The sequence below is a fragment of the Streptomyces sp. JLYT201 genome (assembly GCF_059448825.1).
In genome coordinates this window covers 8,190,727-8,217,072 of the sequence record NZ_CM182551.1, presented here as the reverse complement: position 1 = coordinate 8,217,072, position 26,346 = coordinate 8,190,727, and the positions used below count along the sequence as shown (strand labels likewise).

Here is a 26,346-nt window from a genome sequence, read left to right as displayed (position 1 = left end):
CTGAACTACGGTGTGGTGCACCCGAAGGCTCCCGATGGTTCACCACACTGTACTGCGAGGTTCCCGATGTCAGGACTGACAGCGCTGTTCGCCCTGGCCACGAGCCTGTTGTGGGGCCTCGCCGACTTCGGTGGCGGCCTGCTGACCCGGCGCATCCCCGCACTGACGGTGGTCGTGGCGTCCCAGTGCATCGCGGTGGCCGTCCTCGGGGTCGTGGTGGTCGCGACCGGCGCGTGGACCGAGTGGGGGCCGCAGCTGTGGTTCGCCGTCGGCGCGGGCCTGGTGGGACCGGTCGCGATGCTCTCCTTCTACAAGGCGCTCGCGCTCGGCCCGATGGGCGTGGTCTCGCCGCTCGGCTCCCTCGGCGTCGTGGTGCCGGTGGGCGTCGGCCTGTTCCTCGGCGAGCGGCCGGGCCTCGCGCAGTTCGCGGGCATCGCCGTGGCCGTCGTCGGCATCGTCCTGGCGGGCGGGCCCGAGCTGCGCGGCGCCCCCGTGCAGCGCCGGGCGGTCCTGCTCACGCTGCTCGCGGCCTTCGGCTTCGGCGCTGTCATGGCCCTGATCGCGGAGGCCTCGACCAGCGTCACGGGCCTGTTCCTCGCGCTGTTCGTCCAGCGCGTCACCAACGTCCTGGCGGGCGGGACAGCCCTGTACGTCAGCGTGCGGCGCGGCGGCGCGGCCCTGCCGGAGGGCACCGGCCTCCAGGCCGTCCGGGCCGCGCTGCCCGCACTCGCCTTCGTGGGCCTCGCGGACGTCGCCGCCAACGGCACCTACGCGATGGCGGCCCGCGGCGGCCCCGTCACCGTGGCGGCCGTGCTCGCCTCCCTCTACCCCGTGGTCACCGCGCTCGCCGCGCGCGGCGTCCTCAAGGAACGGCTGCGCGGGGTGCAGGCGGCGGGCGCGGGCCTCGCCCTGGTGGGGACGGTGCTGCTGGCGACGGGGTGAGGCGGCGCGGGGCGGCGGCCACGCACCGGGGCCCCGCACTGGTTGCCCCGCACCGGCGGTCCCGGCTAGGCGGTGCCCTCGGCGTCCGCCGCGTCGGTCAGCTCGCCGAGGCGGCCGAGGTCCTCCAGGTCCCCGAGCGCGAGCAGCTGCTCCGGCGTGACCCCTTCCGGGATCGGCACCGGGGCGGGCGTCCGCAGCGGCGGCTGCCACCCCCGCTCCGCGCACCACGTCCGGACGACCCGCGCGGGCGCCCCCGCCACCACGGCGTGGTCGGGCACCTCGCCGCGCACCACGGCGCCCGCCGCGACCACCACGTTGCGGCCGAGCCTGGCGCCCGGCAGGATCACCGCGCCCGTGCCGATCCAGCAGCCGGAGCCGATCGTCACCGGCTCCATGCGCGGCCACTGCTTGCCGATCGGCGTGTGCGGATCGTCGTAGCTGTGGTTGGTCGAGGTGACGTACACATACGGCCCGAAGTAGCAGTCGTCGCCGATCGTCACCGACGTATCGGCGATCACGTGGCTGCCGCGCCCGAGGACCACGCCGTCGCCGACGCGCAGGATCGGGTCGGGGCCGAGGTCGAGGTCGGGCATCAACCCGGCGGTCAGCGTGACCTGTTCGCCCACGATGCAGTGCGCGCCGAGCCGTATCCAGGGGGCGCCGAAGACCGTGCCCTGTGGGAAGGCGAGCTTCGTGCCCTCGCCGATCGCGCCGAACTCCAGGCGTCCCGGCTGCCGCGCGGTGACCGCGCCGGTGCGCTGCACCCAGGCCCAGCCCGCGTGGACGGCGCGCTGCGCGACGCCGCGCCGCCACGCGGCGAAGGATGAGAACACGTTCTTGTTCCTGGGCACCCGCTCACGTTACTCAGCCCCGCGCGGGGCGAGCACTCCCCCCTCCTGTGATCTTCACCCCACACCGCCGGGCCGGGACGGGGGTCCCGTACGGTTCGCTCAGGCGCGACGGACGCAACGATCCAAGGAGAGAACGATGAGTCACCAGGCACTCGTCATGGGCATCGGCGGCAAGGACCCCCGGATCGACCCGGAGGCGTTCACCGCGCCCACGTCCGTGGTGATCGGCGAGGTGACGCTGCACGCGGGCGCGAGCACCTGGTACGGCGCGGTCCTGCGCGCCGACTGCGGGCCCATCGAGATCGGCGCCGACAGCAACATCCAGGACAACTGCAGCCTGCACGTGGACCCCGGCTTCCCGGTCACCATCGGCGAGCGGGTCTCGGTCGGTCACAACGCCGTCGTGCACGGCTGCACCGTCGAGGACGACTGCCTCATCGGCATGGGCGCGACCGTCCTCAACGGCGCCGTGATCGGCGCCGGTTCGCTCGTCGCCGCCCAGGCCCTGGTGCCGCAGGGCATGCGGGTGCCGCCGGGTTCGCTCGTGGCGGGCGTGCCCGCCAAGGTGAAGCGGCCGCTCACCGAGGAGGAGCGCGCGGGCATCTCGCTCAACGGCGCGATGTACGTGGAGCTGGCGAAGGCCCACCGCGCCGCGCACGCCCAGGAGGACTGAGCGCTTCCGCCACATGCGCGAGCGGCCGGGGACGGAAGCCCGCCCCCGGCCGCTCGCGCACGGCTCCTACGCGGCCGCGGCCTCGCTCGCCGCGTGCTCCTCGGCGGCCTTCTTCGCCCGCCGCTTGACCAGCAGCATCGAGCCGATGCCGATGAGCACCGCGATGCCGAGACCGACGTACGAGAACCGCTTCAGCCAGTCCTCGGCGACCACGCCGATGTAGTAGATGACGGCGGTGGTGCCGCCCGCCCAGATGATGCCGCCGAGCACGTTGGCGGTGAAGAACTTCCAGTACGGCATGCGCAGGACGCCCGCGAGGGGGCCCGCGAAGATGCGCAGGAGCGCGACGAAGCGGCCGAAGAAGACCGCCCACATGCCCCACTTCTGGAAGGAGCGCTCGGCACTGCCGACGTTCGCCGCGCTGAAGTGCTTGGGGAACTTCCGTTCCAGCCAGCCGAGCAGCGGTCTGCCGCCCTTGCGGCCGATGGCGTATCCGATGGAGTCGCCGATCACGGCCCCGGCGGTGGCGCAGGCGCCGAGCACCACCGGGTTCACGTCGCCGTGCTGCGACGACAGGAGCGCCGCGGAGACGAGGACGATCTCACCCGGCAGCGGAATGCCCAGTGACTCCAGGCCGATGACGAGGCCGACGAGCGCGTAGACGCTGACGGCGGGTACGTTCTCCAGCCACTCCTGGACGTGCAACCCCGGTTCCTTCCGTACGCGGACAACTCCCCCGGCGCGCGCGACGACCGCGCACGCCGGGGCAGCCTACCCGCTCACGCCTCACCACCCACGCGCCGCCTCAGCCGCCCGTGGACGCGCACTCGTGGCTGCCCCCGCCGCTGCGACAGCCGACCTGACCCGTCCACGCGGGCGCGGGCTGCCGCGCCTCGTCCTCGTGCCGCTGGTACGAGAACCCGGCGAGGACCGCCACGGCGATCATCACGGCCGTGAACCCCTGGCTCCAGGCGGTCACCGGGGCCCGCGCCCGCACCGCCACACCGGTGGCGAGCAGCGCGAGACCGCCCACGCAGGCGGAGGCGACGAGATAGCCGTCGAGGCGGTCGAACTCGGCGCGGGCGGCGGGGTCGAAGGTGAGGCCGCTCGCGATCCACGCCGCCAGGATCCCGGCGAGGACGAGGACTTGGGCCACGAAGAGCCCGACGGCCGCGCCGACGTCGGGACCGGTGTCGGCCCGGGTGCGGGCGGAGGCGTCGTGGGCGGGCGGCGCGATCGGCAGGTCCATGCCCCCGATCCTCACGGCCCGCGGCCGGGCCCGCCTGAGTACGCCTACTCAGACGCGCCCGTCCCGGCCGGGGAAGTGGCGCCCTGCTTGGGCTCGTTGGGCCGCAGGGTCCACGTCACGGACATCTCGCCGGTCACGGCGCCGTCCTCGCGGGTGAGGGCGATGGCCACGGGGAACTCGGGGCGCTGCCCCGCGTCGAGCTCGGCGACGACGTCCGCGACCGGGCGCCCCAGCGTCGCGGTGGCCCTGACCCGGCCCATCGCGAGCTTCTTGTACGCGATGTCCGCGGACACCGCGAGCGGCACGGCCCGCGAGAGCTGGTCCCCGAACGCGGCGAGCACGATGGCCCCGCTCGCGGACTCGCCCAGGGTGAACATCGCGCCGGCGTGCGGCCCGCCCACGTGGTTGTGGTACTCCGCCTGGTCCGGCAGCTCGACCACGGCCCGCTCGGGGGTCGTCTCCAGGAACTCCAGGTTGAGGGTCCGGGCCATCGGCACGGTGGCGGCGAGCATCTCGCCGATCGACATCTGGTCTGCGCTCATGACCGGGATGTTACCCACGAGTAGCAGCGCTTGGCCAGGCTTGTGCGAACGACCGTTCCCCTCGGGCCTATCGTGGACGCCCATGTGGCCAGGACAAGATCAACCCGATGGACCCCGGCAGCCGGACCCCGGCCCGGGGCAGGACGCGAACCCGTACCGGCAGCCGGGCTACCAGCAGCCCGACCCCTACCGGCAGCACGCCCCGGCACCCTCGCCACAGGAGCCGTGGAACGCGCCGACGGTGTCCGCGGCGCCCGCCGCCCCGCCGGGCGGGCGCGGCCGCAGGACCAGGGTCGTCGCCGTCGCCGCCGCCGCGGTGGTCGTCGTGGCCGCTGCCGCCACCGCCTTCGTGGTCCTCGGCGGCGACGAGGACGACGCGGCGGCGCCCGGGCCGGCCCGCTCCACGACCAAGGCACCCCGCCCCGCGCAGCCGGAGGACTCCGACCGCCGGGGGACGGACGACGGCCCCGGGCCGACGGTGCCGGGCTGGAAGACGGTCGTGAACCCCAGGGACGGGATCGCCTTCGACGTCCCGCCGCAGTGGGACCTGAAGTCGGCCGACTACGCCACCTGGGTCGCGGAGAACGACGACCCCTCGGACACCCCCCTCGTCGCCATGCTGGCCCCCGCCGTCCTGAAAGAGCGCTGGTGCGCGTCGGACGACGACAAGGACGGCAGGAAGGACTACACGCCCCTCGGCCTCGCGGGCACCAAGCGCAACAAGACCGCGAGCAGCACGGCGGAGATCGCCCGGAGCAACGCGACGGCCTGGGTCTACGGCGGGTACGCCCAGCCGGACAAGAAGAAGGTGACCGCCGGCCCGGCGGAGTCCTACACGACCGCGTCGGGCCTCAAGGGCAGCCTGGTGACGGCCGCTTCCTCCGGCGTGCCGAAGAAGGGCGCGTGCGACACGGACGGCAAGGCCACCACGTTCGGCTTCAAGAACGCCGACGGCGAGTTCCTCTCCTGGTCCTTCCACGGCGTGAAGGGCGTCAAGGAGGAGATCCCGGAGCGGACGGTACGCGCGATCCTGCGCACGGTGCGCGAGTACCGGTCGCCCGAGAAGCGCTGAGGTCGGCACGGGCCGAGGTCAGCGAGGCCCGAGGTCGGCCCACCCCGGGGTGGTTGTGAGCACATCAACCAGCCACACGTATCGTTACCGGCCATGTGGCCAGGACAGCAGCCGCCCGGGGGCGAGCAGAACCCGCAGCAGCAGAACCCGTACCAGCAGCCGGGATATCAGCAGCCCAACCCCTACCAACAGCCGGGCTACCAGCAGCCGGGCGCCCAGCAGCCGTCGCCGTACCAGCAGGCGGCCCCGGCCGGGCAGCCCGGCCGGTGGAGCGCGCCGACGGTCCCCGCGGGCGTGCCCCAGGCACCGACGGGTGACGGCGGCAGCGGTGGCGGTGGCGGGAACAGGACCAAGGTCATCGCCGTCGTCGCGGCGGCGGCCGTCGTCGTGGCCGCGGGCGTGACCGGTTTCCTGCTCCTCGACGACAAGGACGACGAGGGCGGCAAGTCCCCGCGGGCCGAGGGCAAGCCGTCCGCGTCCGCCCCCGCGAAGCCGGGTTCCGGCGCGGCCGACGGCGACGACGACGAGCGCGGCACCGCGGGCGGCCCCAAGCCGACCGTCCCCGGCTGGCAGGTCGTGGTGAACCCCCGGTGGGGCACCGCCTTCGACGTGCCGCCCGACTGGGACGTCAGGAAGCCGGACGCGATCGTCGCGTTCGAGGACGTCAAGACCGGCAAGCCGCTGATGACCATGTCGGGGCCCGCGTACTTCAAGTCGAAGTGGTGCACCTCCGACGAGGACAGGGACGGGCGCACCGAGGACAAGGAGCTCGGCGCGGTCGGCACCAAGGGGGCCAACGGCGCGAAGAACACCGACGAGGTCGCGGTGAACCAGGTCGCCTGGTGGGTGTTCGGCGGCTACACGCAGCCGGACAAGAAGAGCCTGCACTTCGACGAGAAGGCCAAGCCGTACACCACCAAGGCGGGCATCAAGGGCAGCATCGCGTGGTCCCGCTCGCGGCACACGCCCCAGCAGGGCAAGTGCGCCTCGGACGGCAAGGCGATCACGTTCGGCTTCAAGAACGCCGAGGGCGACTTCGTGGCGTGGAGCCTCTACGGCGCGAAGGACGTCAAGGAGGAGATCCCGGACGAGACGATCATGAAGATCCTCAGCACGGTACGCCTGTACGGCGACGCGACGGAGTCGTGAGCCGCGCCGCCCTCCGGCACACCGGGCACACCGGGCACTAGGGGATGCACCGCCTTTCCGCTCACGCACCACACCATTCCCACCACCTCGTCCACCGCTTCTTCACCGGTTCGTCACGGCTTCGTACGAGGTCATGGCCGGTGCCCGTCCGGCCGCTGACCGGGCGTGGCACCTGGGGCCTGAGCCCATCTATGGTTACTGGCCATGTGGCCAGAACAGCAGCCGCCCGGGGGCGAGCAGAACCCGCAGAGTCCGGGTCCCAACCCGTATCAGCAGCCCGGGTACCAGCAGCCCAACCCGTACCAGCAGCCCGGCTACCAGCAGCCGAACCCGTACCAGCAGCCGACCGGGGGCCAGCCCACCGGCGGGCAGCCCCAGTGGGGCGCGCCGACGTTCCCGATGGGGACGGCGCAGCCCGGCGGCCCGGACGCGGGAGGCGGCGGGGGCAACGGCGGCGGCAACCGGACGAAGGTCACGGCCCTGGTCGCCGTGGCGGCCGTCGTCGTGGCCGCGGGCGTGACCGGCTTCCTGGTCTTCAGCGGTGGCGACGACGACAAGTCCGACGGAGCGGCCGCCAAGCCGTCCAAGTCGGCCACCAAGAAGCCGAGCCCCGAGCCGTCGGACGACGACAACCCGCGCGGCACCGGCAACGACCCCAAGCCGACGGTCCCCGGCTGGCAGGTCGTGGTGAACCCCAAGTGGGGCACCGCCTTCGACGTGCCGCCGGACTGGACGGTCAAGACCCCCGACACGTTCGTCGGCTTCGAGGACCACAACAAGGGCGACGGCTCCAAGCCCCTGATCATCATGTCCGCCCCGGCCATCTACAAAGAGAAGTGGTGCTCCTCCGACGAGGACAAGGACGGGCGGATGAACGACTCCTCGCTCGCCAGCGTCGGCACCAAGGGCCAGAACGGCGCCAAGAGCACCAAGCAGGTCGCCCGCAACGACTCCGCGTGGTGGGTCTTCGGCGGCTACACCGGCCAGAAGAAGGCCGACAAGAAGAACGTCAAGATCGGCAAGGTGGAGTCGTACACCACCAAGTCGGGCATCGAGGGCAGCGTCGTCACCACGACCTCGGTCGGCGACCCCGGCTCGGGCAAGTGCGACTCCAACGGCAAGGCCACGACGTTCGCCTTCAAGAACGGCGCGGGTGACTACGTCGCGTGGACGCTGCACGGGGCGAAGGGCGTGAAGGGGGAGGTTCCCGACACGCTGGTCAAGAAGATCCTCGCCACGGTGCGCCTGAACGGCGAGACCGACGAGTCCTGACCTTCTCCACCGCCCGCCCCGCACCCCCGCCCCCGCACGGTGTGGGGCGAGCCCTGGCCACTCGGGCGGGAGGGTCCGCGCCGCGGTGGCGGCGGGGGTCAGCCCACGCTGAAGGCGCCGCCCGGGGGCTCCGGTGAGGCCACGGCGTCCCCGTCCCGCACCGCTCGCGCGGGCCCCACGAACCGCCGCAGCTCGTCCCCGTGCACGACCCGCGCGGGAAACACGTCGGCCCTGGCCCGCCGTACCAACGCCTCGACGTCGAGCGGCCCGTGCGAGGCGACCAGCACGGCGTTGCCGAAGCGACGCCCCCGCAGCAGCGCGGGCTCGGCGATCAGGGCCAGCTCCGCGAAGCACTCGGCGAACGTGGCCAGCTGGGAGCGCAGGAAGTCGAACGGCGCGCCGTCGGCGAGGTTGGCCGCGTAGACGCCGTCGGCGCGCAGGACCCGGTCGACGGCACGGGCGTACGCATCCGACGTGAGGTGCGCGGGCACGCGCGAGCCGCCGAAGACGTCGCCCACGACCACGTCCGCGCTGTCGGCGGGCGCGGCCTCCAGCCAGGCCCGGGCGTCCGTGCCGTGCAGATGGATCCCCGGCTCCCGGGGCAGGGGCAGCTTCTCGACGACGAGCCGCAGCAGCGCCAGGTCGGCTTCGACGACGTCCTGCCGGGAGCCGGGCCGGGTCGCCGCGAGGTAGCGGGGCAGGGTGAGGGCGCCCCCACCGAGGTGCAGGGCGTCCAGCGGAAGGCCCGGCGCGGCGAGGGTGTCCAGGACGTGGGCGAGCCTGCGCGCGTACTCGAACTCCAGATGCGTGGGCGCGTCCAGGTCGACGTACGACTGCGGGGCACCGTCGACGGTCAGGAGCCAGGCGCGGTCGCGGTCCACGTCGGGCAGCAGCTTGGCGGTGCCGTGGTCGACGACGCGGGTGACGGGCACGGGCTCGTCCGAAGAGCCGGACCCGGGCTCGGGCTCCGGCTCGCGCTCGGAAGGCCGCTCGGCATCGGCTATCGGCGTGGGGTCGGGGGCATCGGCAGGCTGGTCCACCGCCCCATTGTGCCCGCCTTCGCCCCACCACGGCCCCCGCCGAACGAAAGGGGGGCCCGGCCTCCCCGGGCCGGACCCCCTCACCGGAACCTCAGGCGACAGCCGTCACCGTGCCGGCGCCCACCGTCCGTCCGCCCTCGCGGATCGCGAAGCCGAGGCCCGGCTCCAACGGAACGTCACGCCCGAGCTCCACGGTCAGGGTGACCGTGTCGCCGGGGCGGGCCACGGCGGCCTCGCCGAGGTCGACGTCGCCGACCACGTCCGCGGTGCGGATGTAGAACTGCGGCCGGTAGCCGGTGGCCACCGGTGTCGTACGACCGCCCTCGCGGGCCGAGAGGACGTACACCTGCGCGGTGAAGCGGCGGCTCGGGCGGACGCTGCCGGGCGCGGCGACCACGTGCCCGCGGCGGACGGCGTCGCGCGGCACGCCGCGCAGCAGCAGCGCCACGCTGTCACCGGCCTGCGCGGACTCCATCGGCTTGCCGAACGTCTCCAGGCCGGTGACAACCGTCTCCGTGTCGGCGCCGAGGCCGCCGAGGACGTCGACGCGGTCGCCGACGCGGACCGTGCCGCGCTCGACGGCACCCGTGACGACCGTGCCGCGGCCGGTGATCGTCAGGACGTTCTCCACCGGCAGCAGGAACGGCGCGTCGACGTGGCGCTCCGGCATCGGCACGTACGTGTCCACGGCGTCGAGCAGCGCCTCGATCGCCGCGGTCCAGCGGGGGTCGCCCGCCAGCGCCCTGAGGCCCGAGACCCGGACCACGGGCGCGGAGTCGCCCCCGTACCCGTGCGCGGACAGCAGGTCGCGCACCTCCAGCTCCACGAGGTCGGCGAGCTCCTCGTCGGCGGCGTCGGCCTTGTTCAGCGCCACGACGATGTGGTCGACGCCGACCTGGCGGGCGAGGAGGACGTGCTCGGCGGTCTGCGGCATGATCCCGTCGAGCGCCGACACCACGAGGATGGCGCCGTCGAGCTGGGCCGCGCCCGTGACCATGTTCTTGACGTAGTCGGCGTGACCGGGCATGTCCACGTGCGCGTAGTGCCGCGTGTCGGTCTCGTACTCGACGTGCGCGATGTTGATGGTGATGCCGCGCTGCGCCTCCTCGGGCGCGCGGTCGATGCGGTCGAAGGGCACGAACGTGCCGGTGCCGTGCTCGCTGAGCACCTTGGTGATGGCGGCGGTCAGGGTGGTCTTGCCGTGGTCGACGTGGCCCATCGTGCCGATGTTCAGATGCGGCTTCGTACGGACGTAAGCGGTCTTGGACATGGTGGTTCCTTCTCCGGAACTCGAAAGGTGGGGCCCGCGGCGCGCGGCCGTCGGACGGGGACCCCTGGGGCCTGGCCGACCCTCCCCCTGAGGGGTCCGCCGGAATGTCCGGGGAGAGTCAGCTTCGGGCGCCGTCGAAAGGAACAGCGGCAGCCTTCGCAGCGACCGCGACCGCGGTCGGAGCTGTGGGAGAGGCGTGCCGGAACATGTCGACGATCATGGCTGACCCGGCGCCGGGCGTCGAATGATTTTCTGCGACGCACCGGTCACGTACGGCAGTTGCGCCCCTCGTGTCCCTGAGAGCCCGTCAGCCGCCGATGTTCTTCAGGGCCTCGCGCACGGAGAGCGGCGACAGCGCGGCCCGGTGGCGCTCGACGAAGGCCCGCACCGCGTCCGGATCGGTCTTGGCGTACTCGCGCAGGCTCCAGCCGATGGCCTTGCGGACGAAGAAGTCGGGGTGCCCGGCCTGCCGCGCGCAGTACGCGAAGAGGCGGTCGGAGTCCGTGCGCTCCTTGTAGCGCAGCTGGTGGAGCAGGGCGGTGCGGACCACCCAGAGGTCGTCGTCCTCGCTCCACGCGTCCATGTCGGCCGCGAGTTCCGGGTCAGCGGCCACGAGGCCGCCGACGACGTGCGCGGCCAGCAGGTCGACGGTGTCCCACCAGGGGACGGTCGTCACCAGGTGCCGGGCCACCGGCAGGAAGCCGGACGAGCAGCGCTTCACGTGCCGCCGCAGGTAGTCGACCGCGAAGTAGTGGTACTCGCGCTCGGGCAGCCGCCAGCACCGCAGCGCGAGCGCCGCGCAGTCGGCCTCGTCGGGGCGCGGGGTGCCCGCGAGGACCGCCCGCGCGAGGTCCCGGCGCACCGTGGAGGCGATGCCGAGGAACGGCGCGACGTCCTTCATGTACGCGCGCATCTCCGCGGCCCGTACCGGATCGGCCGCCTCCGTGTAGCTCGCGGTGAGCCGGTCGACGACCGTGTCGGCGAGGGAACTGCGCGGCACTGTGACGCTCATGAGACGCACCATACGGCGATCAGACGCATCTGTCGGTTAGTCTCCCCGGATGCTCGACACCGCTGCCGCTCCCCCGCGGGGCCTCGCCGTGCGCTGCACCCGGGTGCTCCTCTCGCCGTGGTCGCGGCTGTCCCTGCTCGTGCTGCTGCTCGCCGCGGCCGGCACGTGCGTGCTGCTCTTCGAGCCGCAGCGGCTGCTCGCCGACGGCTGGCCGCCGCAGCTCACGGGGGCCGCCGCGGTGTGCGTGTTCGCGGTGGCGTACGGCACGTGCACGGTCGCGTTCGTGCCGCGGCCGCTGCTCAACCTCGCGGCGGGCGCGCTGTTCGGCTCGCAGGCGGGGCTCGCCGCGGCGGTCGCGGGCACGGTCCTCGGAGCCGGTGCCTCCTTCGGGCTCGGCCGGATCCTCGGCCAGGACGCACTGCGGCCGCTGCTGCGCGGCCGCTGGCTGAAGGCGGCCGACGGCCAGCTCAGCCGCCACGCCTTCCGCTCGATGCTCGCGGTGCGCCTCTTCCCCGGCGTGCCGTTCGCGGCGGCCAACTACTGCGCGGCCGTCTCCCGGATGGGCTGGCTCCCCTTCCTCCTCGCCACGGCCGTCGGCTCGGTCCCGAACACGGCCGCCTACGTGATAGCGGGCGCCCGCGCCGACACCCCGACCTCGCCCGCGTTCCTCCTCGCGATGGGCTTCATCGCGGTGTCGGGCCTCGGGGCGGCGGCGGTGGCCTGGCGCAAGCGCCACCGGCTGCGCGGGAACTGACCGGGCGGTTCCGCTCCGGCGGGGGCACGGGCCCGGCTCGGCGGGGGCCGGCGCGGCGGAGGCCCGGCCCCGGGCGTCACACGGCTTCGAGGATGGTCGCGTTGGCGAGTCCCCCGGCCTCGCACATCGTCTGCAGGGCGTAGCGCGCCCCGCGGGCCCGCATGGCGTGGACGAGGGTGGTCATGATCCGCGTCCCGCTCGCGCCCAGCGGGTGGCCGAGGGCGATGGCGCCGCCGTGCGCGTTCACCTTCCGCTCGTCGACGCCGGTCTCCCGCAGCCAGGCCAGGACGACGCTGGCGAACGCCTCGTTGACCTCGAACAGGTCGATGTCGTCGAGCGTCAGACCGGCCCGGCGCAGCACCTGCTCGGTGGCGGGCAGGATGCCGGTGAGCATCAGGAGCGGGTCGGAGCCCGCGACGGCGAAGCTGTGCAGCCGGGCGAGCGGGCGCAGGCCGAGCCGGGCGGCGTTCTCGCTGGTGGTGATGAGCACGGCGGACGCCCCGTCGTTCAGGGGACTGGTGTTCCCGGCCGTCACCGACCAGTCGATCTGCGGGAAGCGCGCGCCGAACGCCGGGTCCTCGTAGGCGGGCTTGAGCCCGGCGAGGACCTCGGGCGTGGTGGTGGGGCGCACGGACTCGTCGCGGGTGACGTGGTCGAGCGGCGCGACCTCCGCGTCGAAGAGGCCGCCCGCCCAGGCGCGGGCCGCCTTCTGGTGCGAGCCGGTGGCGAAGACGTCCATCTCCTCACGGCTGATGGACCACTTGGCGGCGATGAGCTCGGCGCTGACGCCCTGCGGGACGAGCCCCTCGGGGTAGCGCTCGGCGATGCCGGGGCCGAAGGGGTCGGCGCCCGCGGGCACGTTCGACCACATCGGCACGCGGCTCATCGACTCCACGCCGCATGCGATCGCCATGTCGTACGCGCCCGCGATCACGCCCTGTGCGGCGAAGTGCACGGCCTGCTGGGACGAGCCGCACTGGCGGTCGACGGTGGTGGCGGGCACGGACTCCGGGAAGCCCGCGGCCAGGGCGGCGTACCGCGTGGTGTTCATGGCCTGCTCGGCGACCTGGTCGACGCAGCCGCCGATCACGTCGTCTATCCGCGCCGCGTCGATGCCGCTGCGCTCGACGAGGCTGCGCAGGGTGTGCGCGAGGAGCTGGACGGGGTGGACGTGGTGGAGGGAGCCGCCCGGCTTTCCCTTGCCGACCGGGGTGCGTACCGCTTCGACGATGACGGCGTCGCGCATGAGGGTGCCTCTCGACAGGCCGGGCCGTGTGCCCGGCGGCCTGGGAACGAGTTTGAAAACTGGACGCACTTGCGTACTCCACGGTAACCAAGTGAGTTTGTTTTTCCAACCCACCCGTAGACTGACTTCCATGCCCTCGACGAAGGACCCCCAGCCGCAGCCGCAGCCGCAGTCGATCGCCCGGGAGGCGGCACCTGGAGGGGAGACCGCCCGCGAGTCCCCTCCGCGGGGGGCGGGCTCTGCGCGGAGGACGAACCCTCCTCAAGGAGCGAACCCTTCGGAGGGGGCGTCCTCCGGCACCGAGGCCGCGCCGGACCGGCGGCGCCCGGCGGCCACGGCCGTGAAGGGCCCCCGTCCCTGCGCGATCGCCGACACCCTCGCCCTGGTCGGCGAGAAGTACTCCCTGCTCGTCCTGCGCGAGGTCTTCCTCGGCGCCCGGCGCTTCGACCAGCTGGCCCGCAACACGGGCGCCCCGCGCGACGTCCTGACGGCCCGGCTGCGCCGCCTGGTCGACGCGGGCGTCCTGGAGAAGGTCCGCTACAGCGAGCGCCCCCAGCGCTTCGAGTACCGGCCGACGCCCGCGGGCCTGGAACTGGAGTCCGTCCTGATGACCCTGATGGCATGGGGCGACCGCCATCTGCGCCCCGACGAGGACCGCCCCATGATCGTCGAGCACGCCTGCGGGCACACGCTCGCACCCGTGGTCACCTGCGCCCACTGCGGCACCGAGGTCCGCCACGAGGACCTGACGGCACATCCGCAGGTGCCGGGGTGGACGGTCACGGGGCCTGCGGGGGTGTGACCGGGCGGCGGACGCGGCGGGAGCGGGAGACGGGGACGCGTCGGGACAGCGAACGGGGACGCACCGGCAGCACCGGCAGCACCGGCAGCACCGGCAGCACCGGCAGCACCGGCAGCACCGGCAGCACCGGCAGCACCGGCGAAAGGCAACCAGAAGAAAGCATTCGGCCGCCAACACACGGCCCTCACGCGGACCCGTAACTTTGTGACGCTACGCTGCCCCCGGCGAGGCACGTGATCCCCTCCACCACCACCCCTTCCTGCCCGACCACCACTCGCCGCCCCGGTCCCCCTTCACCGCTTCTGACCGCCACCACACGGGTCAGCGCACGATCAGTAACTGGACGGCGCAGTTCTCATGTCTTGGCTCGAATCGTTCATCCTCGGACTCGTCCAGGGACTGACCGAGTTCCTCCCGATCTCCTCCAGCGCGCACCTGCGGCTGACCGCGGCGTTCGCGGGCTGGCACGACCCGGGTGCCGCGTTCACCGCCATCACGCAGATCGGCACCGAGACCGCCGTCCTGATCTACTTCCGCAAGGACATCGGCCGCATCCTCTACGCGTGGTTCGGCTCGCTGGTGGGCAGGGTGCCGCGGTCCGACCACGACGCGCAGATGGGCTGGCTCGTGATCGTGGGCTCGATCCCGATCGGCGTGCTCGGCGTGACGCTCAAGGATCAGATCGAGGGCCCGTTCCGGGATCTGAGGCTCATCGCCACGACCCTGATCGTCATGGGCATCGTCCTCGGCTTCGCCGACCGCCTGGCCGCGCGCGACGAGGTCGGCGGCAAGCACCGCGCGGTGCGCGAGCGCAAGGACCTCAAGCAGCTCAACGTCAGGGACGGCCTCATCTACGGCGTGTGCCAGGCCATGGCCCTGATCCCCGGCGTCTCCCGCTCCGGCGCGACCATCAGCGGCGGCCTCCTCATGGGCTACACCCGCGAGTCCGCAGCCCGCTACTCCTTCCTCCTGGCCATCCCGGCGGTCCTCGCCTCGGGCGCCTACGAACTCAAGGACGCGGGCGAGGGCCACGTCTCCTGGGGCCCGACCATCTTCGCGACGATCATCGCCTTCGTCGTCGGCTACGCCGTCATCGCGTGGTTCATGAAGTTCATCACGACCAAGAGCTTCATGCCCTTCGTCTACTACCGCATCCTCCTGGGCATCGTCCTGTTCATCCTGGTGGGCATGGGCGAACTGAGCCCCCACGCGGGAGAATCCGCCGACTAGCCGGGGCCCCTGATGCCCATTTCTCGATGTGTGGATCTAGAGACAACTGGAGCTGGTCAGAGGGCCTGAGGGCCACTTTTCCTTGATCACCTCCCGGTCCGTCTCCCAAGTCACCTCCCAGAGCCGCATCCCGTACGCCGCGAAGGCCCCTGCAGATTCGCCCGCAGGGGCCTTCGCAGTGCCCGAGCGGCCCGAGATCGGCAGAAGCCGCCCGCCCGTCGAGTGAGGGATGCTCACGGCGAACGGGCGGCCGCCGACGGCGCGGGCGGGGTCTCGGCGCGCGCCGGTCCTGTCGAGGTGTGGCTGCTTATCGCCGACGCGCTCAACGTGCCGCTCGCGGAACTCCTCTGCCGCTGAACCCCGGATAACGCTCCTCGACAGGGCACGGATCCCCATGCCGGACCACCACTGCCCCGGCACCCGAAGCCGAGTCCTTCGAGACCGACTCAGCCCGCCCGCCCCCGGCCGGATCGGCTGATCACACCGCCAGCACAGTCGCACACCCTCGCTCACGCGCCCTCGCCTCCGGCCGGGTACGCCATCAGGTCCCGCAGCCGCCGACCGAGCTCGGCGAGGTTCATCGCCGCGATGAGCGGGCTGTCGCTCGGGCCCGGCTCGTCGCCGTTCATCAGCAGGGCGTCGTGGGTCGCGTCGATCACCGCAGGTGCGCGTACCACTCGCGGCTGCGCTCCGGGGCCTCGGCCGCGGCCCGCTCCGCCCGTGGCAGACGGAGGCGGATCTCGGTGACCGGGCGCCGGTGCAACGGGGCGGTCGCCTGCGCAGCGGGGAGCTCGCCCAAGGCGGCCATACTCGCCTCCACGAGTCCGGCGAGATCGAGTTGGTCCACGGTGGGAGTCATGACCGGACCCCCACCGCGAGGGAGTCGGCCCCGGCCCGCACGGCCAGTGCGGGCAGCGCGCTCGCCAAGCGGCGCTCGCCGAGCGGCAGGACGCGGTCGAGGAGGACCTGCCGGCCGAGCGCGATGGCGAGGACCACCTCCGTGAAGGCGTACGCGGGCTCGTCGAGGCCCGGCTCGGCGAGGCGCAGGGACAGGCGGGTCCAGTCCGCGAACACGCGGCCCTCGGTCTGCACGACCAGGATGCGCTGCACGGCGGGCCGGGCCAGGAGTTCGCGTTCCTCGATGAGCATCGACACCGCGAGGCGGTCGAGCTCCTTGGCGTCCCAGGCACGCAGGCGTTCCTCGACGGGTGTGGGGGCGGGCGGTGTGTGGTCGTTGTGCAGGGTCATCCGAACGCCTCCGCGGGAAGTCTGGGGCCGCCCGGGCCGAGCGCGGCGCCGAGCCGATCGGCTGGTGTGAGGCGGCCTGTGCCAGCCCGGCGGATGGGCGACCAGGGTCCGTACGTCGGCGAGGCGCTCGACCGTGTCGAAGGGCACGGGCCACCAGGCGCACTGGGCGCCGACGTCCACGAGGAGCGGTCCGCGGTGGCGGGTGGGGATCCGCTGGAGCGCGCTGAGCGCCACGGTGAGGGCTGCCTCGGCGGCGAGCCAGTGCATGCCGCTGGCGAGGGGGTCGAGGCCGCCCATGTCCCGGACCTCGCGCACGATCTCGGGGCGCGGGAAGCTGGAGGCCAGCGGGGCGTCGGCCGCGTCGCAGTGCGCGACGCGCGTCGGCGCGTCCATGACCAGCACGTTAGGACGGCAGCGACGACTGCCATTGATCGATTGCGCGTGATTGCGAATACCGTCGGGCCGCTTGCGGCGGCTTGCTCAGGGGAGGTCAAGCGCGGCGCGTGCACGACCGATCAGCCGCCGGGCCGCAGGACCGCCCAGGGCAGACTCCGTCAGCCAGTCCCACGCCCGCTCGTACACCGCGATGTCGCCGTCACCCGTGAGCCACAGCTCCTCGCTGATGGTCTCGACGATGACAAGGCGGCGGTCGTAGATCCAGAAGGCGTGCGGGGCCGTACGGCGCAGCTGGGCGCCGAAGGGAATGACGCCCAGCTCGATCCGCCGCTGGCCGACGAGGTTGTACAGGCGGTCGAGCTGCGCGGCCATCACGTCAGCCGGGCAGGGGCGGTGGTAGAGGGCGGCCTCGCGAAGCACGAAGTGGAAGCTCTTCGCCGGGTCCCAGAGGGACTCCTGCCGGCGCATCCGCGCCTCTACGGCGTCCTCGGTCGTCGGCGGAATCCCACGGAACTCCGCGAAGCCGTCGAAGACCACGCGCGCGTACTCCGGGTCTGGAACAGGCCCGGGATCCGTGACACTTCGAGGCCGCGGATCTGCCTCGTCGCGTCCGTCAGCTTGACGCCGACTTCCTGCCGTCCGCGGTGCCCGCCCGCGAGCTGCCGCCGCCAGGATCGGTGCCGCTCCTTCGCACTCAGAGCAGCCAGCAGCCCGTGCAGCTCATCGACGACGTCCGGCCGGTCGACTCTCTCAGCCCAGGCGGACAGATCCTCGCGCGTCGGCGTCTGCTTGCCGTTCTGGAGCCGAGAGACGCGCGATGTCTGCCACCCGAGCCGTGCGGCGAGGTCTTTGCCTTCCAGACCAGCCTCGACGCGCAGCTCCCGAAGGCGCGCGCCGAGGGCCTCTCTGGCTGTCTGGAAGCCCGTGCTCACATCGGCGAACGTACCTTCTCGATGAACTCGGCGGTACGGATCGCGTGATGCCAGGCCGCGTCCCGGGCCTGACACGCAGCGACGACCTCGGCGGGGTCCTCGGTCACGTACACGCCCAGGGTGGTGTCCTCGTCGTCGAAGGCGAACCGCACGAGGACCTTCGAGTCGAAGAGCCAGAAGTCGAAGTCCGGCAGCCGGAGCCGCGCCGCTTCGGCCCGGGTGAGGTTCCTGATGTCCTCGCCCGCTGCGACGTTGCTGCGTCCGCTCGCGAGGAGGAACTGCTGCCCCTGGGTGAGCGGTTCATCGACCAGCCGGACGCGCTCGAACCGTTTCCCCTGCGACGTCTGCTCACGAACATTCGCCAGCCAGGCGCTTTCGGGGGCAGACGCGATGTCCTCGCCCGCGAGGAACTGCTGCCACTTCAGACTCCTGCGGTCAGAGGCGTAGCCGCGGCGCGTCTCCAGACGCCAGGCAGTGTGGCGGAAGTCGCGAAACAGGCGGGACACCTCGGCGAACAGGACCAGCTCAGGCGCCTCCGCGCGCGGGGCGTACCGGTTGAGGAGCGAGCGGGGAACGCGTACGACGGTCTGGGTCTCCTTGACGTCGCGGAGTACGGCGAGGTGCTGAGGGTCGGTCTCGCGCTCGCCCTGGACGAGGACCTCGTCCGTCCCCTCGATCTCGTAGAGGGTGGGACAGTCGCCCTCATCGCTGGTGGTGCCGATGAATCTGAGCGTCATATGGCCCTCCGTCGAGACTGGTTGGGACACCAGCATGCGCATGATGATGCGGGCGTGCTCGCCGATTGCGCTCGATTGCAGATCAGGGCCCGAGCGGCGTGATTGCGTGCAATCCGGGAAGGCACTGATGCCATTACGCCCCCAACCCCAGCCTCCCACGCCCCCCCTGCGCCCTGCTGCGGCCGTGAACGAGGACATCCGCTCCCTGGGGCAGGACGCACCGGACATCCCCGCGCCCGGCTGACGGCAGCTCAGCAGGCCCTGTACGAAGGCGTGCTCGCCGAGGAGGATCCGATCGCAAGCGGCCCGGCGAGGGCCAGGTTCCGCGCGAGGCAGCGGCTGGCGCCCCGCCCGTGGGGGGTGAGGCTGCTGAGGTTTGCGCTGAGACGACAGCCAAAACCGGTCCACTCCTGACATCGTCCCCAGTGGGTGCGAGGAGTGGACCGGCTCGGAGGTGTCAGGGCGTTCGCCGTCTGCTCACGTACCGGGCGGCTCGCCTGGCGCCTAGGGCTACCGGTATTACGGCGATGCATCCGGCCAGCCCCCACAGGATGCAAGCTGCCCAGGACTGATCGCTCGCGTTGATGCCGAGGAACACTCCCATGGCGACCGACACCGCAAGCGAGGCGATCCGCTCGGCACCGGCGTGACGATTCTTCAAGTCATCTGTCATCGCAGTACTCCTCACGAGTCATGCCGTCGGCGCTTGGAGGGCGACAGCGTCGCCTGTCAGTCGAACAGGCCGCCGATGGCTCCGGCGACGGCTCCGCCCAGTCCTCCTGCGACAGCCCCGGGGATGCATCCGGCTCCTTCTCCGGCGACGGCTCCACTCACGCACCCGGTGGCGAGTCCCATGGCGGTGCCCTTGGCGGCGTCGTGCACCCACTTGGGGTCGGCGACGACGGGAAAGGCCGTGGAGTCCGTGGTCCGTACCGACTGGATGAGGGTGTTGCCGTCGATGCGGTAGCTGGTGGGGATGGGGTTGCCGTGAGCGTTCTTGGCCCAGGGGGTGGCGAAACCGCCGAGGAATGTGCCGTTCTTGGCGATGGCGGCGACGGCGCCGGTGTTGAGCTTGACCAGGCGGGCGGCGTCGGGCAGGCCGATGTCGTAGCGCTGTTCGCGCGGGGCGGCGGTGTTCTTGAGGACGGCCAGGGCGCGGATGCCGCCGTCGGTGGTGGGCTGGATGGCCAGGTCGGTGACCTTGGCCGCTCCGGGGTAGACGGTGGTGTTCTTGCCGGCCTTGGTGCCCGTGACGTTCTTGGCGCCGGGAAGCGTGATGGACACGGTGTCGCCCGTCGCGGCGAGAGTCTTCGCGTCCTCGGTGGACCGACGAGGGATCGTGGTGCCTGAGGCCGGGGCCGGGGCGATGCTGGTGGTGCCGGTGGCCTTCTCGATGGCAGCGGCAGTCCGTTCAGTGCTGGTGGGGGCGTCGCTGGCCAAGGCGGCGGAGGCGGCACCGAGAGTGAGTGCGGCCGCGCTGACTACGGAGACGATGCCGGCAATGCGCTGGCGGTGATTCATGAAAGCCCTTCACAGGATGAATCGCATAGGCCCCGGCGCAGTCGTAGGAGGGGGGCCTGCGCCGGGGGTGAGTCGACCCTGGCATATGCCAACGGTCGCGTGAAAGGCATGCGGGCCTCCTCGGCGAGAGCCTGCCCCTTGGTCCCTGCATTCACGTGCTAGTAGGGCCGTTAGACCTTGCATTTGCTGACCTATAAGGCCATTGCGCTCTGCATTTGCAGTGAGAGCCTCGGATGAAGTCGGGGCGGCACGGCGACGGGCGACAGCCATCATGCGAGTCCACCAACCTGTGTGGACGGCGATGGCCCTCATCGAGGACGTCGCCATCGGCTGAGCAGGCCACCGCGAGGACATAGCCGATGCCGCGTTCCTCCAAGGCCGTACGGAGTCTTGGGCTGTTGCCGTAGGCCTCGTCCCCGGTGGCCCAGCCGACGTGGTGTCCGGCGTCCAGGAACCGTTCGATCATCGTGAGGGCCAGGTCTGGCTTGGCCGCGAAGACGGTGTCCTGGCCGAGTCCGGCTGCCCGGCAACGGTCCGGATCGCACGTCCAGGAGCGCGGGACGTACAGCTCCCGGTCCACCGCGGCGTGCCCGCGCTCGCCGGCGTGGACGAGGTAGACCGCGACCTGGGAGTTCCCGATCCGGCCAGCCGTTCCGGTGTACTGGCGCTGGACCGCAACCGTGTGGGTGCCCTACTTCACGTCTCCGGTCTCGTCGACAACCAGGACCGCGGCATCGTCATAGAGGTGCTAGACGACGTATTCGCGCACGTCATCACGGACGTCATCGGCATCCCAGACGGCTCGGCACCACAGATGCTGCATGCCGTGCGGGGTGGACTCCCCGGCCCATTCCGCGATCGTCCAGCAGTTCTTGCGCGGCAGGCCCGACAACAGGCCCAGCACCAACCACCTGGCCCGCAGCCGGGGTTCGACCCGGGCGAACCGGCCCGCGATCCGGCCCATGGCCACCTCGAACGCCTCCCGGCAACGACCGGGATCTATGCCGTGACCTGCGGCCACCGTCTCTTCGTCAGTCCACACAACTCACGATGATCGACGGTGGTCGCACCCGTCTCCGCGGCGGCCGTGGCCACCGGCGAACTGGCCATACCGTACGGTCAACGGCATGACGGCAGAGGATTCGAAGGCCCCCAAGCCCCGGGTGCAGTTGGTTATTGGCATCATCCGCCAAGGGGACGAGATTCTGCTTGTGCGAGAGCGCCTCGGCGCCGATGGTGAGATGCTCTGGTCGCTGCCCGGCGGCGGGGTCGAGGACGGCGAGCTCATGCACGAAGCTCTCCGGCGCGAGCTGCAGGAGGAGACCGGGCTGCTGGCGGGCGCCCCGGTGCGGACCGCGTTCCTCATGCACATCGATTCCGAGCAGCACCCTTCGGCGCTGGCTGCCGCCTTCGAGATCGACGAGTGGTCGGGGGACATCGCGCCACAGGACGACGACATCAAACAGGCCGCCTTCTTCCCCCTGCCCGAGGCTCTGAAGCTGCTCGGCGAGCTGGACAGCGCAGCCCAGCGGGAGCCCATCGTCGGCTACCTGACCGGGACTGTCGCACCGGGGACCACCTGGCTGTACCGCAACCGGGGCAGGGAGGAGACGCTCGTCGCCCGCTGGTGACGCCAGACAGTCATCATCGCATGAAGATCACGATCTACAGCTGGAGTACTACTGAGGTTGAACTCGTGATGTCGCCGGGTGGCTTAGGTGGGTCTGATTGTCGGGCCGGTCTCGGCGAGGCGGCCGTCTATGACCCAGACCGCTGGCCGCCGCTGACTACCTGGTGCGCTCAGTGCGGTCGTCGTACTCTTCGCGGGCGGTGATGACTTCTTCGATGTGCAGCACGGACCACTCCGTGAGCGCCTTCAGCGGTTCCCGTAGCGTCTGGCCGAGCGCGGTCAGCTCATACTCCACGTGCGGCGGCACCTCTGGGTAGACGGTCCGGCTGACCAGCCCGTCGCGTTCGAGGGTGCGCAGCGTCTGGGTGAGCATCTTCTCGCTCACGCCCGCCAGCGCCTGCCGGAGATGACCGAACCGGGAGGTCCCGTTCCGGCCGAGTTCGCCCAGCACGAGGACCGCCCACTTGCTGCCGATCTGGTCGAGCAGGTCCCGCGACGGGCAGCCGCGCTCGTACGGATCGAATGAAGGCATGGGCCCGGTCACGTTCTCGACAGCAGCCATACGGCTCACCTCAATGCTTTCGCTGCGGTAAGTACCCTACCAAGAAGTGACTACTCCCCAACAGAGAGTGTCCAGGTCATTCTGTGTTCCATCCCGCCGCGGACCGACCGCGGCAGGCGTGCAAGGCACGCGCGGAAGGAAGGAATGACCATCATGCCGATCGTCGTCACCGGAGCCACCGGCCAGCTGGGCAGGCTCACCGTCGAGGCACTGCTGCGGCGCGGGATCCCGGCCGCGGACATCATCGCGACCGGCCGGGACATCGCCGGGATCAAGGATTTGGCCGACCGGGGCATCACGGTACGCCGCGCCGACTTCGCGGACACCGACGGCCTGGCCGAGGCATTCGCGGGGGCGGAAAGGCTGCTGCTGATCTCGGCCTCGGTCCCCGTGAGCGAGCGGGTCGCCAACCACCGCCGCGTGATCGACGCCGCGGCGTCCGCAGGCGTGTCGCTAGTGGCGTACACGAGCACGACGCACGCGGACACGGCCACCACCGTCATCGGTGCCACGCACGGCGAGACCGAGGAGTATCTGCGGGACCGCGGAATCCCCAGCGTGCTGCTGCGCAACGGCTGGTACCTGGAGAATTACACCAGCCAACTGCCGCAGATCCTGCAGAACGGCGCGGTCGTCGGCGCCGCAGGCGAGGGGCGGATCAGCGCTGCGTCCCGCGCCGACTACGCCGAGGCCGCAGCGGTCGTCCTCACCGCTGAAGGCCACACCGGCGCCGTGTACGAGCTCGGCGGCGACGAATCCTTCACCCTGACCGAGCTCGCCGCCGCGATCTCCGCAGCGGCCGGAAAGCAGGTCACCTACGCTGACCTCCCAGTGGCCGACTTCGCTCAGGTACTGGCCTCCGCGGGCCTACCCGCCGAGCTGGCGGAGGTCCTCGCTGACGCTGACCGCGGTATGAACCGCGGCGAGATGTACACCGACTCTGGCGACTTGCGCCGCCTGATCGGCCGCCCGCCCGTGACCCTGGCCGAGGCACTCGCGGTCGCCCTGCATGACTGAGGTTGAACTTGTGATGTGGCCGGGTTGCTCAGGTGGGTCTGATCGTCAGGCCGGTCTCGGCGAGGCAGCCGTCTATAAGTTCGCTGCGGTACTGGATGTGCCGTAGGCCGCGCCGGATGCACTGGACGAGGTGTTCGGGGGTGCTGAAGGCGACGTTGGAGAGCCAGCCGCGTCGCAGGAGGGACCAGATCCCCTCGACGGGGTTGAGGTCGGGTGCGTAGGGCGGCAGGTAGTAGATGGTCAGCCAGTCCCGGGCCTCGGCGAACTTTTGCAGGTCGGCGGCCTTGTGGACGTTGAGGTTGTCCCAGACGAGCACGATCGGGCCGCCGAGCTGCTGGTGTGCTGTGATCAACAGGTCCCGGTAGTCGCGCCAGGAGAAGCTCTTGCGCCCATCGCGACGGCCGTCGTCATGGCGGGGCCGGTAGATGAGCCTGGAGCGGCGACCGGGTTTGTAGCAGGTCAGCGCGGCGATGGAGATCCGTCTGCGGGAGCGGCCGCGGACCCGCACCACCGGGGTCCGGCCGCGCTGCGACCAGGTCTTCGCGTGCGGCGGCGTCATGGAGAATCCGGCTTCGTCCTCGAAGACGAGCCAGGCTCCACAGGCCGCCGCGAGTCTTCCGCGCAGGGCCACACCTCCTTGACCCACCCGGCCACCACCCCGTCGTCCCGCTCCATGGCCCGTCGGGCCGGGACCTGCCAGGACCAGCCGTTACGCGCCAGCAGTTTCCGCACGCCCTGGATCGTGTAGGCCATGTGAAAGCGCCGACCGATCACCGTCTTGCTCCGCGCCAGTGTCCAACGCTGGTCCTCCCAGCCGTGCGCGGCCGGCCCCTTGGCCAGCTCCGCCTCCAACTGCGCGAACTGCTCCTGACTCAGCCTCGGCAGCGATGCCGGGCCCTGCGACCGCAGGGCCTGCGGACCGCCCTCCTCCCACTTCTGCCGCCACCGTTGTACCGAGCGGACGTTGACGCGCAGGGCCTTGGCGATGACCGAGCTCGCCTCGCCCTGGGCGAACCACTCGGCCGCCTTGAGTCGTAACTCCTCGCGGAACTGCTGCCGTCGGCAGTCAGCCCGCCTCCTTGTGGATACCGCATGCCCCGGTGATACCGCATGGGCGACGAGCCATCAGCCCCTACGACACCACGAGTTCAACCTCAGTAGTAGCTGGACCATCCGTCGCAAGCCTGATTAACGAAAGGGAAACCCTACCGCTCTATCGGAAATCCCCAATCGACCCGAGTCGGATATTTCAGTAAAGTCAAATTGCGGCAGAGGCGTTCGGCTGGTGCGCACCAAAAAACATATTGCCGAGCGGCACCTGAATCGAGAATCACAGGAGCGTCATGCTGCAGAACAGGACCCGCCATCACTGCTTCGGGGCGGGAGTTGCCACTCTCCTCGCCGCAGCAATGATGGGCACTGCGATGTCCGAGTCGGCACTTGCCGCCGACCGACCCCAAGGGGAGACAACGCAGGCGCCTGTATCCGTGGCTGCTTTGCAGAGTGCGCAGGATGCTGTGATCCGCATCAAGGCGCGCGAGTCAACCGTGGACAACTCAACTGGGCTTCCCGCACTGACAGAGGCGCGCCAGCAGGTTGACGAGGGGACGTGGGCGCCGTGAAAGGCGACGCGGAAAAGCAGGTCGCGGACCCGGATGACGAACTCGGGGCCGTAGCGGGAGGTGCTCTTTATACGGCCATGTTTCTTCTGGTGGCCTACGTACCCGCCACCCTTGCCGGTGAACTCTTCGGCAATCGGGGTGTGCCCACTTCGCCTTGGATAATGGCACCGGCCGTGGTGCCGGTAATTGCCGTCATGCTACGGTTCGAGCCGTACCTTGAGGGGCGATCATGGTGGTCTCGGGTTGAATACGGGTGGGGAGCCCTTCTGCTCGGCCAAAGTGTCGCACTTCCCATCTTCGTCGCTGTGCTGTGGCCAATGCCCGCCTGGTCGTGGCTACCGCCTGCGGTGCCCACACTTTTGTCTTTTCTGCCGATCTCATGCGCTATCTGGGGTATCAAATGTTGGCATCGGCATCTTTGGAAAAATCAGCGGCCACAGCTGGGGCCATATCGACTTGTTCCACGGATCAGCAGTCAGGCTTCTGAAGACACCTGAGAGCGTTCTGGTGCCAACGAGAACACCACGCCCTCCGGACAAGCCCCCGCGTCCGGCTGGCAGCCACCCAGGCCTCGCGCCCACGCCGATGACACGGGCATCGGACGCCCCTGATGAGCCGCCGAGGGCGCATCCGGTTCCGGCCGAAGCCCGGTGGTAGTCGGACATTCGGCGGGCGTGGGGACGCTGAGTGGAACGGTGCCTTGTGGGGCCGTGCTGGCGGGAGCATCGTCGGGCCAGGTGTATCCGCGCACATGTCCCTGAGGGGGAGAACATGCGCAAGACGTATCAGTCGGTGGGATTGCTGGCGGCGGTCGGACTGGCGATCACCTTCGCCTCCGTCTCCTCGTCGGCGTCCGCCGACACGGCCCGCAAGGAGAGCACCAAGGCGGTCGGTTCGCAGATCGTCTCCAACTTCAACAACAGATGCCTGAACGTCGCCCATCTGAACACCGGCGACGGCGCCTCCGTGCAGATGTACGACTGCGATGGTTCGCCCAGCCGACGCTGGACGCCCAACGGCTCCGAGCTGCGGAGCGACCTGAGCGGCAGATGCCTCGAACCGGCCATCGACAACGGCGACAACGGGGCGGCGATCCAGGTGTTCGGCTGCGCCGGTCTGCCCCGGCAGCAGTGGCACTGGAACGGCACCGAACTGCACACCGCCCTCAACCACCGGTGTCTGACCATCGCCGACGCGAACTACTGGCAGGGCGCCTCGGTCGTACTCAAGGACTGCTCGGGTGCCGGCAATCAGCAGTGGCACCTCGGCTGAGCAACGAGCTCCCGGGTTTCCGGGCTCCCGCCGGGCTCCCGGGTTTCCGGGCTCCAGGGCTTCGAGCGGTGAGCTGACGGGTGGGCGCGTCGCCACGTCTCACCCCGCCGTAGGCACACGGCTCACCCCGCCGTGAGCACACGACGCCGCGCCTTGCGAGCGGCGGCGGCGCCCCATTCACCCGCCCCCTCCCCTCACGGCACCCCCTCCGGGCCGCGCTGGAGGGGGCCTTCGGTTCCGGCTGTCACGGGATCGACGCCGGGGCCCCGCGCGGCCCGACGGCCCGCGACCCGGGTCGCGCCCGC

General features: G+C 71.2%; 27 protein-coding genes and 3 pseudogenes. 12 read left to right on the top strand and 18 right to left on the bottom strand.

The features are described 5' to 3' along the window. The first annotated feature begins 75 nt into the window (after positions 1-75). Positions 76-942 carry an EamA family transporter gene (locus AC5WAM_RS35090; RefSeq protein WP_495523712.1) on the top strand — a complete coding sequence of 289 codons (867 nt, stop codon included), beginning with the start codon at positions 76-78 and terminating at the stop codon, positions 940-942. Between the two features lie 65 nt (positions 943-1,007). Here the strand turns inward: AC5WAM_RS35090 and AC5WAM_RS35085 are convergent, their stop codons facing one another. After that, positions 1,008-1,793, bottom strand: a complete 786-nt coding sequence (locus tag AC5WAM_RS35085) for an acyltransferase (RefSeq protein WP_495519963.1) — start codon at positions 1,791-1,793, stop codon at positions 1,008-1,010. Between the two features lie 136 nt (positions 1,794-1,929). On the opposite strand from AC5WAM_RS35085, the gene AC5WAM_RS35080 reads away from it, so the two are divergent. Then, a complete protein-coding gene (locus AC5WAM_RS35080) occupies positions 1,930-2,466 on the top strand; it encodes a gamma carbonic anhydrase family protein (protein ID WP_366795312.1) in 537 nt (178 codons plus the stop codon). 66 nt (positions 2,467-2,532) lie between these two features. Here the strand turns inward: AC5WAM_RS35080 and AC5WAM_RS35075 are convergent, their stop codons facing one another. From AC5WAM_RS35075 to AC5WAM_RS35065, 3 genes are all read right to left on the bottom strand, one after another. Next, entirely contained in the window at positions 2,533-3,171 is a 639-nt protein-coding gene (locus tag AC5WAM_RS35075; RefSeq protein ID WP_172383668.1) for a DedA family protein, read from the bottom strand. A 100-nt stretch (positions 3,172-3,271) separates the two neighbouring features. Next, positions 3,272-3,715 (bottom strand): DUF6234 family protein, encoded by a 444-nt coding sequence (locus AC5WAM_RS35070; protein ID WP_495519962.1) that lies wholly within the window; start codon positions 3,713-3,715, stop codon positions 3,272-3,274. Between the two features lie 44 nt (positions 3,716-3,759). Continuing rightward, positions 3,760-4,257, bottom strand: a complete 498-nt coding sequence (locus AC5WAM_RS35065) for a DUF4442 domain-containing protein (protein WP_495519961.1) — start codon at positions 4,255-4,257, stop codon at positions 3,760-3,762. A gap of 82 nt (positions 4,258-4,339) precedes the next feature. Between AC5WAM_RS35065 and AC5WAM_RS35060 the strand changes: the two genes are divergently transcribed. From AC5WAM_RS35060 to AC5WAM_RS35050, 3 genes are all read left to right on the top strand, one after another. After that, positions 4,340-5,329 carry a DUF8017 domain-containing protein gene (locus AC5WAM_RS35060; RefSeq protein ID WP_495519960.1) on the top strand — a complete coding sequence of 330 codons (990 nt, stop codon included), beginning with the start codon at positions 4,340-4,342 and terminating at the stop codon, positions 5,327-5,329. 93 nt (positions 5,330-5,422) lie between these two features. Then, positions 5,423-6,478 carry a DUF8017 domain-containing protein gene (locus AC5WAM_RS35055; protein ID WP_495519959.1) on the top strand — a complete coding sequence of 352 codons (1,056 nt, stop codon included), beginning with the start codon at positions 5,423-5,425 and terminating at the stop codon, positions 6,476-6,478. Positions 6,479-6,682: 204 nt separating this feature from the next. Beyond that, complete coding sequence (locus AC5WAM_RS35050) at positions 6,683-7,750, top strand: DUF8017 domain-containing protein (RefSeq protein ID WP_366795307.1); 1,068 nt, start codon at positions 6,683-6,685, stop codon at positions 7,748-7,750. A gap of 98 nt (positions 7,751-7,848) precedes the next feature. Here the strand turns inward: AC5WAM_RS35050 and AC5WAM_RS35045 are convergent, their stop codons facing one another. From AC5WAM_RS35045 to AC5WAM_RS35035, 3 genes are all read right to left on the bottom strand, one after another. Beyond that, entirely contained in the window at positions 7,849-8,682 is an 834-nt protein-coding gene (locus tag AC5WAM_RS35045; protein WP_495523711.1) for a spermidine synthase, read from the bottom strand. A 199-nt stretch (positions 8,683-8,881) separates the two neighbouring features. Beyond that, positions 8,882-10,060, bottom strand: coding sequence for an elongation factor Tu (gene tuf, locus AC5WAM_RS35040; RefSeq protein ID WP_495519958.1), 1,179 nt, complete (start codon positions 10,058-10,060; stop codon positions 8,882-8,884). A 307-nt stretch (positions 10,061-10,367) separates the two neighbouring features. Further along, the gene (locus AC5WAM_RS35035; RefSeq protein WP_366795305.1) at positions 10,368-11,072 is read right to left on the bottom strand and encodes a DNA alkylation repair protein; all 705 of its coding nucleotides are present in this window, start codon (positions 11,070-11,072) and stop codon (positions 10,368-10,370) included. A gap of 49 nt (positions 11,073-11,121) precedes the next feature. Here AC5WAM_RS35035 and AC5WAM_RS35030 point away from each other — a divergent pair, with 49 nt between their 5' ends. Continuing rightward, positions 11,122-11,826 carry a TVP38/TMEM64 family protein gene (locus AC5WAM_RS35030; RefSeq protein ID WP_366795304.1) on the top strand — a complete coding sequence of 235 codons (705 nt, stop codon included), beginning with the start codon at positions 11,122-11,124 and terminating at the stop codon, positions 11,824-11,826. 76 nt (positions 11,827-11,902) lie between these two features. Here AC5WAM_RS35030 and AC5WAM_RS35025 read toward each other — a convergent pair whose 3' ends face one another. Next, positions 11,903-13,072, bottom strand: a complete 1,170-nt coding sequence (locus AC5WAM_RS35025) for a thiolase family protein (RefSeq protein ID WP_495519957.1) — start codon at positions 13,070-13,072, stop codon at positions 11,903-11,905. Between the two features lie 340 nt (positions 13,073-13,412). On the opposite strand from AC5WAM_RS35025, the gene AC5WAM_RS35020 reads away from it, so the two are divergent. Further along, positions 13,413-13,874 (top strand): winged helix-turn-helix transcriptional regulator, encoded by a 462-nt coding sequence (locus tag AC5WAM_RS35020; RefSeq protein ID WP_495523710.1) that lies wholly within the window; start codon positions 13,413-13,415, stop codon positions 13,872-13,874. On the opposite strand, the gene AC5WAM_RS35015 is transcribed toward AC5WAM_RS35020, so the two are convergent. Further along, entirely contained in the window at positions 13,852-14,010 is a 159-nt protein-coding gene (locus tag AC5WAM_RS35015) for a hypothetical protein (protein WP_495519956.1), read from the bottom strand. The genes AC5WAM_RS35020 and AC5WAM_RS35015 overlap by 23 nt on opposite strands. Positions 14,011-14,231: 221 nt before the next feature. Here AC5WAM_RS35015 and AC5WAM_RS35010 point away from each other — a divergent pair, with 221 nt between their 5' ends. Together AC5WAM_RS35010 and AC5WAM_RS35005 are read left to right on the top strand one after the other, a co-directional pair. Then, positions 14,232-15,104 carry an undecaprenyl-diphosphate phosphatase gene (locus AC5WAM_RS35010; protein ID WP_172383678.1) on the top strand — a complete coding sequence of 291 codons (873 nt, stop codon included), beginning with the start codon at positions 14,232-14,234 and terminating at the stop codon, positions 15,102-15,104. 222 nt (positions 15,105-15,326) lie between these two features. After that, complete coding sequence (locus tag AC5WAM_RS35005) at positions 15,327-15,461, top strand: hypothetical protein (protein WP_495519955.1); 135 nt, start codon at positions 15,327-15,329, stop codon at positions 15,459-15,461. 152 nt (positions 15,462-15,613) lie between these two features. Here AC5WAM_RS35005 and AC5WAM_RS35000 read toward each other — a convergent pair whose 3' ends face one another. The 7 genes and pseudogenes from AC5WAM_RS35000 to AC5WAM_RS34970 all read right to left on the bottom strand — a co-directional run. Next, a complete protein-coding gene (locus AC5WAM_RS35000; protein WP_495519954.1) occupies positions 15,614-15,763 on the bottom strand; it encodes a hypothetical protein in 150 nt (49 codons plus the stop codon). Further along, positions 15,760-15,963, bottom strand: coding sequence for a hypothetical protein (locus AC5WAM_RS34995; RefSeq protein WP_495519953.1), 204 nt, complete (start codon positions 15,961-15,963; stop codon positions 15,760-15,762). The genes AC5WAM_RS35000 and AC5WAM_RS34995 overlap by 4 nt, the downstream gene beginning before the upstream one ends. Beyond that, positions 15,960-16,745: a hypothetical protein gene (locus AC5WAM_RS34990; protein WP_495519952.1), complete on the bottom strand. Its 786-nt coding sequence runs from the start codon at positions 16,743-16,745 to the stop codon at positions 15,960-15,962. Before AC5WAM_RS34990 ends, AC5WAM_RS34995 begins: the two co-directional genes overlap by 4 nt. 87 nt (positions 16,746-16,832) lie before the next feature. Next, a pseudogene (locus AC5WAM_RS34985) lies at positions 16,833-17,680 on the bottom strand (helix-turn-helix domain-containing protein). After that, complete coding sequence (locus AC5WAM_RS34980) at positions 17,677-18,417, bottom strand: DUF6879 family protein (protein ID WP_495519951.1); 741 nt, start codon at positions 18,415-18,417, stop codon at positions 17,677-17,679. The pseudogene AC5WAM_RS34985 and the gene AC5WAM_RS34980 overlap by 4 nt, the downstream one beginning before the upstream one ends. Before the next feature lie 729 nt (positions 18,418-19,146). Beyond that, on the bottom strand, positions 19,147-19,938 hold the full coding sequence (locus AC5WAM_RS34975) for a hypothetical protein (protein ID WP_495519950.1): 792 nt from the start codon (positions 19,936-19,938) through the stop codon (positions 19,147-19,149). A 331-nt stretch (positions 19,939-20,269) separates the two neighbouring features. Further along, positions 20,270-20,902, bottom strand: a pseudogene (locus AC5WAM_RS34970) (IS701 family transposase); the annotation flags it as partial. Positions 20,903-21,065: 163 nt separating this feature from the next. Between AC5WAM_RS34970 and AC5WAM_RS34965 the strand changes: the two are divergent. Continuing rightward, positions 21,066-21,569 (top strand): NUDIX hydrolase, encoded by a 504-nt coding sequence (locus AC5WAM_RS34965; protein ID WP_495519949.1) that lies wholly within the window; start codon positions 21,066-21,068, stop codon positions 21,567-21,569. A 156-nt stretch (positions 21,570-21,725) separates the two neighbouring features. Here AC5WAM_RS34965 and AC5WAM_RS34960 read toward each other — a convergent pair whose 3' ends face one another. After that, a complete protein-coding gene (locus AC5WAM_RS34960; protein ID WP_067253666.1) occupies positions 21,726-22,130 on the bottom strand; it encodes a winged helix-turn-helix transcriptional regulator in 405 nt (134 codons plus the stop codon). Positions 22,131-22,274: 144 nt separating this feature from the next. On the opposite strand from AC5WAM_RS34960, the gene AC5WAM_RS34955 reads away from it, so the two are divergent. Then, positions 22,275-23,147 (top strand): SDR family oxidoreductase, encoded by an 873-nt coding sequence (locus AC5WAM_RS34955; protein ID WP_078869002.1) that lies wholly within the window; start codon positions 22,275-22,277, stop codon positions 23,145-23,147. Between the two features lie 28 nt (positions 23,148-23,175). Here the strand turns inward: AC5WAM_RS34955 and AC5WAM_RS34950 are convergent. Then, positions 23,176-24,241 (bottom strand): annotated as a pseudogene (locus tag AC5WAM_RS34950) (IS630 family transposase). Positions 24,242-25,540: 1,299 nt separating this feature from the next. Here AC5WAM_RS34950 and AC5WAM_RS34945 point away from each other — a divergent pair. Continuing rightward, on the top strand, positions 25,541-26,041 hold the full coding sequence (locus AC5WAM_RS34945) for an RICIN domain-containing protein (protein ID WP_366796089.1): 501 nt from the start codon (positions 25,541-25,543) through the stop codon (positions 26,039-26,041). The last annotated feature ends 305 nt before the right edge of the window (positions 26,042-26,346 follow it).